At 60.6% G+C, this 14,196-nt stretch carries 9 protein-coding genes and 1 pseudogene; all 10 read left to right on the plus strand.

Translation table 11 applies throughout. The features are described from left to right. The first annotated feature begins 366 nt into the window (after nucleotides 1–366). Nucleotides 367–1,862 (plus strand): annotated as a pseudogene (locus IVB05_RS09595) (ISNCY family transposase). Nucleotides 1,863–2,377: 515 nt separating this feature from the next. Continuing rightward, nucleotides 2,378–2,641: a CoA transferase gene (locus IVB05_RS09600; protein WP_247783973.1), complete on the plus strand. Its 264-nt coding sequence runs from the start codon at nucleotides 2,378–2,380 to the stop codon at nucleotides 2,639–2,641. A gap of 1,750 nt (nucleotides 2,642–4,391) precedes the next feature. Next, entirely contained in the window at nucleotides 4,392–4,562 is a 171-nt protein-coding gene (locus tag IVB05_RS09605) for a hypothetical protein (protein WP_247783974.1), read from the plus strand. Beyond that, entirely contained in the window at nucleotides 4,559–4,978 is a 420-nt protein-coding gene (locus tag IVB05_RS09610; protein ID WP_247783975.1) for an NAD(P)-dependent oxidoreductase, read from the plus strand. Before IVB05_RS09605 ends, IVB05_RS09610 begins: the two co-directional genes overlap by 4 nt. A gap of 264 nt (nucleotides 4,979–5,242) precedes the next feature. Beyond that, complete coding sequence (locus tag IVB05_RS43400) at nucleotides 5,243–5,929, plus strand: hypothetical protein (RefSeq protein WP_253075651.1); 687 nt, start codon at nucleotides 5,243–5,245, stop codon at nucleotides 5,927–5,929. Further along, entirely contained in the window at nucleotides 5,926–6,285 is a 360-nt protein-coding gene (locus IVB05_RS43405) for a hypothetical protein (protein ID WP_253075652.1), read from the plus strand. The genes IVB05_RS43400 and IVB05_RS43405 overlap by 4 nt, the downstream gene beginning before the upstream one ends. Before the next feature lie 1,231 nt (nucleotides 6,286–7,516). Then, on the plus strand, nucleotides 7,517–8,962 hold the full coding sequence (locus IVB05_RS09620) for an amidase family protein (protein ID WP_247783976.1): 1,446 nt from the start codon (nucleotides 7,517–7,519) through the stop codon (nucleotides 8,960–8,962). 1,855 nt (nucleotides 8,963–10,817) lie between these two features. After that, nucleotides 10,818–12,320, plus strand: coding sequence for an ABC transporter substrate-binding protein (locus tag IVB05_RS09625; protein ID WP_247783977.1), 1,503 nt, complete (start codon nucleotides 10,818–10,820; stop codon nucleotides 12,318–12,320). A 61-nt stretch (nucleotides 12,321–12,381) separates the two neighbouring features. Then, on the plus strand, nucleotides 12,382–13,332 hold the full coding sequence (locus tag IVB05_RS09630; RefSeq protein ID WP_247783978.1) for an ABC transporter permease: 951 nt from the start codon (nucleotides 12,382–12,384) through the stop codon (nucleotides 13,330–13,332). 74 nt (nucleotides 13,333–13,406) lie between these two features. Beyond that, nucleotides 13,407–14,195, plus strand: a complete 789-nt coding sequence (locus IVB05_RS09635) for an ABC transporter permease (protein ID WP_247786637.1) — start codon at nucleotides 13,407–13,409, stop codon at nucleotides 14,193–14,195. Nucleotide 14,196 lies beyond the last annotated feature (1 nt).

A 14,196-nucleotide genomic window follows, 5' to 3' on the forward strand; every position in this document is an offset into this window, starting at 1 on the left:
GCTCGCGATCGTCGTGAGATCACGCGAGGTCCCCAGCCCAATCAACAGAAGATCCCGCACAGCGCCAGACATCGTCTATTACTTGATCAGGGTTTGGTGCGCGCTACCTTTCCGGGCCAATGCCGATCGCCGCTGTCGAACTGGCTGAGTAGTATCGACGCGGCCCTAGTTTGCTCATAGAATGGCAGAGACCTGCTAGTTGAGTAATGACCAACGATCTTCTGCTACGGGCACTTAAGAATCCAAAGTGGCGACATCGTCACCATCCCTTGGGACGGCGCATTGCGTCGCCAGAAATGTTCCTGAATGCTGAGTTGTTGCCTCACGTAAATTGCTCCCCAATGGCAAGGGAGCGCAGGGGCAACGATGAGGCGATTGAGTATGGCGACGCGCAAGGAATTGAAGTCTGCTTTGGCGCGGCGCTACAGGGTATCGAGCCGCGTCGAAAAGGGCCGTATTCTCGACGAGTTCGTCGCGATTACTGCCTGCATCGGAAGCATGCGATGCGGCTGCTGCGCTGCGACCCTGTCGGCCAGACAGCGGGGCGTCGCAATCGTGCGCGGATCTACCAAGACGCCGAGAGAAATGTGTTGATACTGCTTTGGGAGGCCGCAGACCGGGTGTGCGGCAAGCGTCTGAAGGCCCTGCTGCCGATCTTGATTGAATCGATGGAGCGTCACGGCCATATCGACCTGACGCCAGAGGTTCGGGCCAAATTGTTGTCGATGAGTGCGGCGACAATCGACCGGGCGCTTCGAAGCGTTCGTGAGCAAAGCGGCCGGCAGCGCCGTCGCTCTGTAGCAAGTGCTCTGCGACGCAGCATCCCTGTTCCTACTTCAGCGGATTGGGGAGATCCTGCGCCCGGTTTCGTCGAGGCCGATCTTGTTGCTCACAGCGGTCCTTCGGCGCGGGGTAGCTTCGTCCAGACGCTCGTTCTCACGGACATCGCGACCGGTTGGACTGAATGCGCGCCACTTCTGGTGCGCGAACAGAGGTTGTTGAGCACGGTTCTGACCGAACTTCGTAAACAGCTACCGTTTGCGCTCCTGGGGCTGGACACCGACAACGACTCTGTGTTCATGAATGAGACCTTGAAAGAATATTGCGAACAGGCTGACATCGTCTTCACGCGCTGTCGCCCTTACCGCAAGAACGATCAGGCCTTTGTCGAGCAGAAGAACGGCGCGGTGGTCCGCCGAATGGTCGGCTACCGTCGATTCGAGGGACTCGAAGCGGCCGCTTTGCTGGCTCAGCTTTACCGTTCGGCCCGCTTGTTCGTGAACTTTTTCCAGCCATCGTTCAAATTGATACGAAAGGAACGCGACGGAGCGCGTGTCCACAAAACGTACAGCGCCCCCGCGACCCCACATCAGCGGCTGGTTGCCGAAGCAAGAACACCTGATGCCGTCCGCGCCCGCGTCAATGAAATCTATGCCGGCCTGGATCCGGTCGCCTTACTGCGCGATATCCGAGCCGTGCAGGAGCAGTTGGCCAATCTCACCGACGTCGCCCCAGCAAGCCATCCAACTGCGATGCCGCCGATCGAACAGTTCTTGTCGAGCTTGCGAATCGCGTGGAAAGACGGAGCGGGACGCCCGACGGACAGGCCAATTGCGAAGCCGAAGCGAGAGCGGCGACGCCCTGATCCGCTCGTCAAGGCTACGCCACAGCTGCGCGAATGGTTCGAGGCCGAGCCGTGGCGGACCAGCAGTGAACTCCTGTCCAAGCTTCAGGCAGAAAACCCCGGGGTCTACCCGCGCAAAGTACTCCGAACTCTTCAACGTCGTCTCAAATTGTGGCGCAGCGAGCAAGCAAGCGCACTGGTGTTTAGCTCTGGGAAAACGCGGCACAAAGCGACGTGATCGTCACATCACCGGAAAGCCCGCCGCTGCTGGATGAAGGAACGGCGGTGTGAAATAGACCGGTGATCGACCGTGCTCAAGGCTGGCGCGTTGCGCCACCGCCTTCGGCGGCTGGCGGCCTTGACCACGCCCGATCACCGGTCTGTTGGCTTTGCAAGCGCTCGGTCGAGGACCGAGCGCGACATCGGCGCGCTCGAAATACCCACCAGTTGCACGACCGGCTTCCTTCGCTCCCTGGCTAGGGAGCAAAATAGATGAGGCAACAATAGGTCTATCGGGAACATCGCTACATGCGGCAATACGGCGCCCCACCCAGATTGTCGCGCTATAGTAAAATATTCGCAAGGACGCGACCCGCTGCGACAAATGAGCGAAGTGAGCGCGCAATTTAGGGAAAACGGCTCTTAGACCCTCGTATCATCTGCGAGCCACGATCGGGGGACCCGCGCGTCTTTATCGCTGCCCGGTGTGAGAGGAGCGTGCAGCCGCTTTCGTTGGCCGCGAGGAGAGAAACTGTGAATCATGTGCCTGGTGCGCTTTCCAGCTTTCGCGTGCTCGATCTATCCCGTGTCCGAGCCGGTCCAACTTGTGTACGGATGCTTGCGGATTTTGGGGCGGACGTAATCCGTATTGAACCGCCCCTCGGTGTTGATCCGAACGACACGATGTTTGCTGAGAAGCGGCGCGGCGGCGACTTCCAGAATCTGAACCGCAACAAACGTGGCTTATCTCTTAATCTCAAGACGGCGGACGGCTTAAGATACTGTGTGAACTTATGAAGACGAGCGAGATAGTGGTGGAGAACTGGAGGCCGGATGTTAAGGTGCGTCTTGGCTTAGATTATCGGGCGCTGAGCTGTCTCAATCCAAGAGTCATTCTTGCCAGCACATCTGGTTACGGACAGGATGGACCGTACGCGAAACGTCCAGGATAATTCAAGGAATGGGCGGGCTAATGTCCGTGACGGGAACGCCCGAGAGTGGGCCCCCGCAGGGCAGGCATTGCTGTGGCCGATTCCAGTACTGGCCTTTACGCCGCTCTCGGTGTTCTCACATCCCTCTTCGAACGTGAGAGGTCGGGGAGGGGCCAGTGGGTACATGCGAGTTTGCTGCATTCCCAGATCGCTATGCTTGATTTTCAGGCCGCAAGATATCTCGTTGAGCGGATGTGCCAAAGCCCGCCGGTAATGATCATCCGACCGCGGCGCCGATGGGCACCTTTCGCGGCAGCGATGGTCTATCCAATATCGGGGTTTCTGGGACTGGACAATGGGGGGGCGGTTTGCAGGGCACTCGCGCGCGAAGACGGGTCAAGAATGAAAAAATTCGCCGCTTGGCTTGGCACGACGAGGCTCGACCTAAGGCAAGGAGCGAGTAGGTCCGTAACGTCTGGTGAGAACTCCACCGGGTGTACGTAGATGCCACAACAGAGCCAAAAGAGTCCTGTCTCTGACACCTTGCCAATCATCGGACTCGCAGAATGTGTCCGTGGCACGGGCATATTCTCGGCGGCGGCTAAATCGATGGTCTGCTTGACCGGCGCCGACTATGGTCGTCGCAATTGCGGTGGCCAACAAAAACCAGCACGCATCTGATGGGTGATGGTGCCCATCCCAAGAGCTCGATGCCCCTAGGTTGGCGAGGTGAGCCGCGACTTAATGGCCAACGTGTGACGTTAGATGACAGCATGATGGAAAACAAGCGGAGCTGGGGGCCTGTCGGGGCGGCCGGAGATTGGCATATCTCGGATCGCTACCAGGCATTCGCAGGTCACGTCGTCGGCGATGCTCAGCACACGAAAGTGCTGCGCGTTGGAACTGGTCATGTATCCATGGCGCGTCGCAAGCCGTCCATCGGCATTCGATCCACTTCTTGCCAAAATCGAAAGCAAGGGACCCGTCCGATCCAGCATTCCGAGCTCGCGATTTCATGATGGAATCGCATGCGATTTCAATTTCGGAATGCTCGGTGATTCATTGTTCGAACGTTAAGTGCATTCCAGCGGAATCAGCGCGTAGGCGCGGAATTTCGGCATAAGCGGCGCCACATTAAAGAATTTCGGACCTAAGCGTTCGGTGCCCAATTGGGTGTCTAGTCCATACTTCTATCGGCGCGCCTGTTCGGCAAGTGCATCGTTTCCTTCTCCGTATGATATGATGTTCGGCTAAATCTCGGTCTCGAGCCTTGTTGTCATCGACGAGGGCCGGCCTAAGCACAACCATAGAGGTAAGCATGTCCACTGAAAGCCCAGCCTTCACCATTGTCATCAATCACCCCAAGGCCGAACTTCTTGCAAGACTTTTGGGGGGCGTTGTCCGGAAGTTCGCGCCATAGTGGCTCCGGACGCTGATCGGCTTGAGCGATACATAGATGAGGCGGACGCGTTGTTTGCCTTCCGATTTCCCGTTGAAGTGTTCGATCGGGCGAAGAAGCTGCGTTGGTTTCAGTCCATTGGCGCCGGTGTTGATTCCATGTTCCCCATCCGCGACATGTTCGCGGCATGCATGGCGGCCTCATAGCGGATTACGTGATGGCCGGCGTGACGATGCTGAATTGGGATTTCCGTAAGTTTCTGCGCGAGCAGGCTGAGCGGCAATGGAACTTCCGCGGCGTGACGCCATTGGCCGACAAAGCGCTTGGCGTGGTCGGGTTAGGCTCGATCGGGCGACTATTGCTCGGCGCGCGAAGAGCGCGGGGATGAAGGTTGTGGGCTCGAAGCGGGACATTTCGGTTCCGGTTGAAGGTGTAGACCGCTTGTTCGGCTCCGCTGAGCTGAAAGATTTGCTGCCGCTCTGCGATTTCGTGGTCCTGGCCGTGTCGGCCACGCCGGAGACGGTCGGTCTCATCGGCGCGGCCGAGATCGCATGCATGCGGCGTGATGCATTTTTGATCAATATCGCCCGGGGCAGCGTCGTCGCGGAGTCCGAACTGATCAGCGCCTTGCAGACGGGTGCAATCGCGGGCGCGATGTTAGACGTGTTCGAGCGCGAACCGCTTCCGCAGGACAGCCCGCTGTGGGATATGCCAAACGTGATTGTAACGCCCCATACTTCCGGAATCCCCACAAACTGTATGGAGCGAGCATTTGAAATCATTGCAGAAAACATTGAGCGCTAACTGAAAGGGCAGCCGTTGAAGGATTTGGTGGATCTGCGACGCGGCTATTAAGCGCCGTGGCGCGAGCACCGGAAGCAGGCGGGCTGCTTGTCCGCGAGTTGCCGGCTTATGGACGCAATCCTGGATCAATGGCGCCTTCTAAGGACGACGAGCCGCATGGCGACCGCGGGTTTTCGAGAGAAGCGAGGAGACATAAATGAGTGAGAATGTTAACGACCAGCACCTCAAGGAAGGTCTGAAGCAGACTCTGCGCGATCTTCGGGCTTGCACAGCGTATCCGGTTTCGAACAGGCGGTAGTTCGTTATGTTCAGCAGCGCTTCGAACCACTTGTCGACGAGGTCGAGACAGATAGTTACGGCAACGTCACAGCCGTGAAGCGCGGCCGCAAGGCGGCGCCGCTGCTCATGCTCAGCGCCCACATCGACGAGATTGGCTTTATCATAAAAGGTATCGAGCCGAACGGCTTTTTGCGCTTTGAGCGCCTAGGCGGCGTCAGTGACGCACTGCTCGGTTGCCGTAGGGTCAACGTCAATGGCCATTTCGGCCTGATCGGCTCTCTTTCCGAGCGCTCCCGCGTGGCGGCCGGGCTAAAGCAAATCATCCCCATTGCCGAGCTCTATATCGATGTTGGCGCGTCGAGCGCGCACGAAGTAGCCGAACTGGGTGTTAACGTTGGCGACCCTGTCAGCTTCATCAGTGAATTCGAGGAATTCACCGGAGGACATCGCGTTTGTGCCAAGGGTATGGACGACCGCGCCGGGCTTGCGATCATGATCCAGGCGTTGGCTGAACTCAAAGGTGAGACTCCTTTCGGAACAGTTCACGCCGTTGCTACCGTGCAGGAGCAGGTCGGCCTTCGCGGCGCCGTTATGGTGGTTCATCGCAGCAAGCCGGACTATGCGATCGCCATTGATGGATCTCCATCGAACGACACCCCGATTTCGGCGTGACCAGAGAAGCCTCTCCCATTATGGGTAAAGGCCCCTCGGTGAACCTGACGATGTCAAGTGGAGAGGTGATCGTCCGGGGTAACATTGCGCACCCCGCGATGAAACGCCATTTGCTAGCCGCGGCGGTCAGCAGGAAACTGCCATTGCAATTCACGGTCTCGAATAATCGAGGCAGCTCAGAAGCCGCCGCTATCCACGTCAGCAACGGCGGAATTCCCACGATTAGCGTGGGCATACCGCGGCGCTATTCGTTCTCACCACACGAGATGATCGACCTCCGTGACGCGGCCGCGACGGTCAACCTGATCGTTCAATTTGTGCGCGAAATGAAGGACCACGATCTGAGTTTTGTATGAAGGCGTGTGGCTATCTTGGACCGAAGCGGGCCGGGCAAGCCTCAGCTTGAGGCGCTTTTCGGTGATTCCTGAACTCTCCTGTCGCGCAGCCTTCGGTTGCATCATCCTTCAGGGCACAGCCCGTGGGGCAACAGTATGGGAAACTCGGCTACTGGCGACAAGCAGACGCTGGCGAACGTGTTATCTTCAACGTTCGTGGAAGTGCTTGGCGACGGTTTTCCGCGCCAAACCTTATCTTGGTATCTCCCATCAGATGGTCGACCGCCGCTTGCCACAGCGAAGTGACTGCAACTAGACGTGCGGCCGTCTGCAGTGATCGATGAAGTGAGGCCGTTATGCCGGATAACGCAGTTTCATTCGACCCGCGAACGTTTACAGCGCCAATATTCTGCGATCAGCGGCAAAAAGTTCTCGATAGGTTGCAATTCTCCTTCAGGTTACCTCGAAGGCTGCCCCAAGGCTCTTGCCGAGCGCAAGCTGGTAGCGAAGGCATGCCAGTTGATAGCGAATGCGCCCGCCAAGCCACCGCCGAATCTACAGGACGCTACCGCGCAGATAAGCCAAGATCATCGATCGATGGCGTGCCCGTGGGCATTAAGGACCCTGTCATGACGCGCGATCTTCCGAGGAAGGAAGAGATTGCGTGAAACGGACAAGGCTATGGCGCTTCTGCCTGCGGATAGGCCTCGCGTGACACCGGTGCGGAGATGCTGGGCAAGTTGGTTGCCGTCGAGCTGGGTGGCGGCACGTCGAGCGTGACTCGCAATCCTATCAATCCGCAATGCACGCCGCGAGGTGCGTCAAGCGGCTCGGCAGCCGCGATCGGAGCTGGCGCGTTGCCCGACGTAATTGGGTCTGAGACTGTTGGCTCAATCATCAAGGCGGCAGGCTCCTGCGGTGAGGTTGCGATCAAACCGAAATTTGGTGCGGTCCATCGTGGCGAACAGCTAGCTCCAGCCAAGCTTGCACACCCGCCCACGCCGGATCGATCGAGGACCTATGGCATGTCGTGTTTGAGGTTGCACCAGGCAAAGGCGGCGACCCCGGACAGCCAAGCCTCTTTGGATCGGAGGATACATCGAGCGAGCATTTGCTTTTACGGGTGACCGTCATGGAATGTATCGTATGGCCCCGCCGTTGCACGGCGGCAAAGCCGCTTGCGGCTGACGTGACAGTTTGTAGGCAAGATGAAGGGCCGCCGTTGCGCACAGTCAGATGACGGAGGCCGAAAATGGGTGACGATCTTTGGCGGCTGACAGCCGTCGAGGCAATTACACGGCTCAAAAAGCGCGAGATCACGCCGCTCGATCTGCTCGAGGCCTCGGCGAAGCGCATCGCGGAGGTCGAGCCGGCCGTCAATGCTTTGCCCACCCTCTGCTTCGATCGTGCGCGCGATCACGCCAAACGCATAATGGCCGATGCCGCTTGCCGGGCGAGGGACGAGCCGGGCTGGCTCGGCGGCCTCCCGGTCTCGATCAAGGATCTCATGGATGTGGCTGGCGTGCGCACCACCTACGGCTCGCCACTTTTTGCTCATCATGTGCCGACCCGGTCTCATCCACTCGTCGAGCGCATCGAGCGCAAGGGCGGCATCGTGGTCGCGAAATCCAACACGCCCGAATTCGGTGCTGGCGGCAGCACGTTCAACGAAGTGTTTGGCCGCACCGGCAATCCCTGGAATACCTCGCTCACCTGCGGCGGCTCGACCGGCGGCGGCGCGGTCTCGGTCGCAACGGGCGAGGTGTGGCTGGCACACGGCTCTGATCATGGCGGCTCGCTGCGCGGTCCCGGCACCTATTGTTCCGTCGTTGGCCTCAGACCCTCGCCGGGAAGGGTGACGCGTGGAGCCACCAACAGTCTCTATTCGCCGCAGTGGGTCCAGGGTCCGATGGCGCGGACCGTCGCCGATCTGGCGCTGTTTCTCGACACGATGGCAGGAATGTGTCCGCACGATCCTATGACGCTCGACGCGCCAGCCGTGTCGTTCAGTGCCGCCGTTGCTCATCCCATCGCGCCGAAGCGGATCGCCTTCACAGCCGACTTGGGCGGCAAACAACTCGATGCCGACATTCGAAAGATCTGCACGAAGGCTGTGCGACGCTTCGAGGAGCTGGGCGTGACCGTGGTGGAAGCATCTCCGAATTTCGGACCAGTGGACGAGGTGTTCATGGCGCGGCGCAGCCAACAATTCGTCGTCGACAGCGAGCTGCATATCCGGGAGCACCGCGAAAAGATCAAGCCCGAGATCCTCTGGAACACCGAGCTTGGCCTTAAGCAGACTGCGAGCCGTCTTGCGTGGGCCGAGCGCGAACGCGCGGCGCTGTTCCGACGCATGGTCGCGTTCTTCCAGGAATACGACCTGCTTGTGACGCCAGGTATGCCGACGGGGGCGTTCGACATCAATCTGCGCACGCCCCCCACCATCGCGGGCAGGACGCTTGAGAACTACTTGGCCGGCTCGAAGGCCCTGTCGGCGATCACCGTGGCGGCCAGTCCCGCCATCGCTGTGCCCTGCGGGTTCGATCGATACGGCCGGCCGGTTGGCCTGCAACTGGTCGGCAAGCCGCGCGGAGAAGCCGCCTTGTTGCAAGCCGCTTCGCTCTACGAAAGCCTGATGGGCCTGCATGAGCTTCTGCCCATCGACCCTCAACCCGGGACCGTGCCACCTTCCTCTTGAGCAACCGAGGAGACGATGCTGGTCGTGCCGCCGCGAGTTGCGGGACCGGCCGCGTGGCGGCGCTGAAGCTCGCGGGCCGGGCGCGAATACGCTGACCTTGTGCGACTTGCTTTAACTCGATACGCGCGAGGCGCTGGTCCATCGTTTCAAGTCTCGCGCTGCAAGGTACGTACGCACAAGGCCGACATCGCGATGCCCAATGCGCGAGCCCGATCGGTCACCCGCTGCGGCAATGGCGTAGGTGTCATCGGTGCGATAACTGGCACAGCGGTAGCGGATGCCCTTCTGCACCTTGCTGCGCATCCGCATCGAGTCTACCGGAACCTGTGGACTGGGCTCCTGGACTCTCAGAACGCTGGTGCCGAAGTTCTGAGGTCACAATCCCGGGTCAGCATGATCGCCGCAGCGTGGAAAGGACGACGATCTCAACGCTCAGAACGCTTCGCATGCTGCCTTTGTCGGCAAACGCACCGTCACAGCAGAAGCGGGAAGGCATGATCGAAGCCCACGTGTCCTCAAGGCCTGCCGCAAGACAGCGGTGGCAGGCGATGCATTGCAGATGTTCCAAAACACCATCATCTGCGCACCGGACGGATTATGGGAGGCTCTGCGCTGGATGTTTCATATGCAGCTCGTCAGGCCCCGGGCAACGTGGGGGCCTGATCTGACCGACTACCGCAGCGTGCAATCCGTCTATCGAATCAGGATCAGCCTAATGTCGTGCCGCTATCTTGAACTGCACGATGAGGGTGCCCACTGGATGCTAAATTTGGCGCGATCGTCGTGAGCTCGCTCTAATCTCATGGCTCGCAACTCAATCTCTCATGGGGGCGCCGCACAACTGCTCCCGACCGCCGGGGACATGAACGCTTGCACTCCAGGGCTGTTTTGCCGCGCTCTGCGGTCAGCTCGGTCCCAGGTTCGCCGGAAAGCCAAGCCGTCATCGCCTTAATTGAGCAGGCGACCGGGCCACCAACAGCGCTCAGCATATCATCGCCATCAAGAGGCTTCGGATCGACCTGCGAAGCAAGGCTTACCAGCCAAGCGCATGGCTAGGGACCATTCCAAGCTCGAGGCCGTCCTATGTCTCAAACGCTATATCGCTCGCAAGTGTTCGCCTTGATCACTCCAGCCGCTAAAAGAGATCAAATTAGAAGGGCGTCGGCGGAAGCCAATATACGGCGCAGGCCTTTGTCCCGCAGCTGGTTCTGATGAAGGCCCAAGGCCTCGATGAGCCGCACGGGCACTGACGGCTCAACGCTCCGATGGGTGTTTTTCTACTCCGTGGAGGCCCGCACAGCTCTGCCAATCTATCAAGCTCAACCTGCACCGCGAGTTCCTGGTCCTGCGCGTGACCGAGAAGGGCGACCTCACCTCCAAGCAGGAACAGGATGTCCATTTCAATAGCCGGCAACCAAAGGCTAGCTGCGTGACTTCGAGCTAGGTCTAAACCGGGGGATCGCGCTGTCGGTGATCTATCAAACGGCGTGGGAGGCTGCCTTTGGTCCTGACGATAGCTCTGGTTCGCATCTGAAAGTGTTCGTCATCGAAATTCTCAACCACATGCCACCCCGGAGGACGTTGACCACACGGGTTCGCCCGTGTCGACCCAAGGCTCGACACCTCGTGGCATGGAATTCCGAGCTTTCCTGATCAGGCGCAGAATTTCGGCGTAGGACGCTCTAAATTAGGGAAATTCCACCTTATAGACGCAGTAACATTGTGCAACAGACGAAAAAGGGGGAGGAAGATAATGAATATCGAAAGGCCGGCACCTATGCGCTTGCGTTTTAGCGAGGCCTTCCAACGCGGGGCGACGCGCCGCGACGTGATGAACCTCCTGATCGCCGCCGGCATGTCGGTCGCCGCCGCCGGCGCCGTTGCGACCTTCGCTGAGACCGCGCATGCACAAACCCCGCGCCGCGGCGGCAGGATTAAGGTTGCGACCAGTCAGAGCTCCAACGCCGAGAAGCTCGACCCGCCGAGGGGCTTGGGTCAGACTGACTATTCGCGCGGCAGCATGTTCTATAACGGGTTGACCGTGCTCGATGAGAACCTGACGCCACAGCTCGCTCTCGCCGATGAGATCGCGCCGAGCGAGCGCGCAACGGTTTGGAACATCAAGCTGCGTCGGGACGTGCGCTTCCACGACGGCTCCCCGCTGACCTCTGCTGATGTCGTTTACTCTCTGCGGCGCCACAAGGATCCGGCAGTTGGCTCGGTCGCGCGCATGCTCGCCCAGCCGATGCAGGAGATCACCGCGACCGGGCCGCACGAGGTGCGCATCCGGCTTTCCGAACCCAATGCCGACTTGCCAGCCGTCTTCGGCGTCTCGCACTTCCAGATCGTCAAGGACGGCGCCACCGATTTCCGCATCGCGAATGGCACCGGACCCTATAAATGCGCTGAATTTAAGCCAGGCGTGCGCTCGATTGCCGTGCGCAACGAGGAGTACTTCAAGCCGGGCAAGCCTTATCTTGACGAGATCGAGCTTTTCGGCATCCCGGACGAGCCGGCGCGCGTAAACGCTCTGCTCTCGGGCGACGTTCACTTGGTCGGCTCCGTTAACCCGCGTTCGGCGCAGCGCATCACCTCGGACCCAAACCTTGCCCTCTTTGAGACGAAGAGCGGCGCCTACGTCGATCTCGTCATCCGCCTCGACCAAGCGCCCGGTTCGAACCCCGACTTCGTGCTGGCGGTCAAGCACATGTTCAACCGCGAGCAGATCCGCCGTGCGGTCTATCGCAACTACGCAGTCATCGCCAACGACCACCCGATCGACCCCACAAACCGATTCTACGATCCGAGTCTGCCGCAGCGCTCCTACGATCCCGACAAGGCGCGCTTCTACCTGCAGCGCTCGGGATTCGTCAATCAGACCTTCCCGATCGTCGTCTCGCCCGCGGCCTCGAACTCCGAGGAGATGGCGCAACTCCTGCAACAGACCGGCCAGCAGATCGGCCTGAACTTCCAGCTGCAGCGCGTGCCCGCTGACGGATATTGGACGAACCATTATATGAAGCATCCGATCGGCTTTGGGGCCGCCAACGCCCAACCGACTGCCGATATCCAGTTCAGCTACCTCTTCAAGTCGGACGCGCCCTACAACGCGAGCGCCTGGCGCAATGAACGCTTCGACCGGCTCCTGCTGGAGGCGCGCGCGGAGACGGACGATGCCAAGCGCCGTCCGATGTATGCGGAGATGCAGCGCCTGATCCATGAGGGGTCCGGCGTTTGCCTCCCGGTCTTCGCGATCGTTCTAGATGCGCACAGCAACCGGCTGAAGGGACTAAGGTCCATCCCGGCCGGCAACCTGATGGGCTTCAACTTCGCTGAACACATTTGGCTTGAGCAGTGAGCGTCGTTGCGGCATCCTCGGAGCGGGCGCGCGTCAGGGCGTCGCCACGGGTAGGACGGTCATGAACGTGGCCCGTCTCGTGCTCGTCAGGATCGCGATCGCGATTCTGACGCTCGGTTTCGTCTCGGTAGTGGTGTTCCTCGGCACGGAGATCCTGCCGGGCGACGTCGCCGAGGCTCTGCTCGGACAAAGCGCGACGCCTGAGGCGGTCGCGGGCCTGCGCCAGGCCCTCCATCTCGATCTGCCTGCCTATACCCGCTACTTCCTGTGGCTCGGGGGGCTGCTGTCGGGCGATCCGGGCCGCTCGCTGGTGAATGGCCTGCCGGTCGCAGGGCTGATCGCGAGCCGGCTGCCGAACTCGCTGATGCTCGCCGCAGTCACGGCAGTCGTGTGCGTGCCGATCGCGCTGATGCTGGGGATCACCTCGGCGATCTGGCGCGGCAGCATCTACGACCGCGTGACGAGTTTTCTTACCATGTCGATCGTCGCGATGCCGGAGTTCCTGATCGCGACGCTCGCTGTGATCGTGTTCGCGGTGAACCTGCGCTGGTTCCCGGCGCTGTCCTACTCGACGGAAATTGGGTCGCTCGGCCAGTTCTTCCGTCTGTTCGGGCTGCCGGTCTTCACGCTGAGCTGCGTCATGATCGCCTGGATGATGCGCATGACGCGCGCAGCGGTGATCGACACCTTGCGCTCGTCCTATGTCGAGATGGCGGTGCTGAAGGGCGCGCGGCCGATGCGAGTCGTTCTGACGCATGCTTTGCCGAACACGATCGGCCCGATCGCCAATGCCGTCGCACTCAGCCTCTCGCACCTTCTCGGCGGCGCCATCATCGTCGAGATCGTTTTCAACTACCCAGGCCTCGCGCGGCTACTCGTTGACGCGGTGTCGACGCGCGACATGCCGCTCCTCCAAGCCTGCGTGATGATCTTCTGCTCGGCCTATCTCTTCCTCGTGATGCTCGCTGATATCGCCGGCATCCTGTCCAACCCGAGGCTTCGACATCGATGAGCACTGATCAAACGATCGCCGCCGTCGAAGCGCCGGCCCCGCCGCGCCGCGGCCTCCGCTTGCCCATCGCCGGCATGATCGGTGTCGTCATCGTCGCCTTCTGGGTGTTGATGGCGATCATCGGACCGTACATCGCCCCGCACGACGTGGGCGCGCTGGTCGACGACGATCTGTTCGGACGGATGCGCTGGGCGCTGCCGCTCGGCAGCGACTATCTCGGCCGCGACGTGTTTAGCCGCATCCTTGTCGGTGCGCGCTATTCGATCGGGGTTGCGGCGGCGGCGACTTTCCTCGCCATCCTCATGGGCGGCACCCTCGGCATGCTCGCCGCGGTCTCGCGCGGCGCGGTCGACATGGCGCTCAGCCGCTTCGTCGACGCGCTTATCTCGATTCCGAGCAAGATGTCGGCGCTCGTCGTGATCGCCGCGCTCGGCTCCTCGATCCCCGTGCTGATCGGCACGGTTGCGGTGATCTACACGCCCGGCACCTTCCGCATCTGGCGCGCGCTCGCGGTCAACGTGAACGCGCTCGATTTTGTCGAGGTGGCGCGCGCCCGCGGGGAGGGGACCGGCTATCTCATCCGCGAGGAGATCCTGCCGAACATCGCCGGCCCGGTGCTGACCGATTTCGGCCTGCGCTTTGTGTTCGCCATCCTCCTCCTGTCGGGCCTCTCCTTCCTCGGTCTCGGCGTGCAGCCGCCGAATGCCGACTGGGGCTCGCTCGTGCGCGAGAACATCAATGGGCTTGCCGACGGCGCGCTCGCCGTGGTGATGCCGGCGGTCGCGATCGCGACGCTGACGATCGGCGTCAACCTGCTGATCGACAACCTGCCGGGCCGCTGGTCCTCGACTGGGGAGCACTGAC

The organism is Bradyrhizobium sp. 170 (assembly GCF_023101085.1).
Taxonomy (GTDB): domain Bacteria; phylum Pseudomonadota; class Alphaproteobacteria; order Rhizobiales; family Xanthobacteraceae; genus Bradyrhizobium.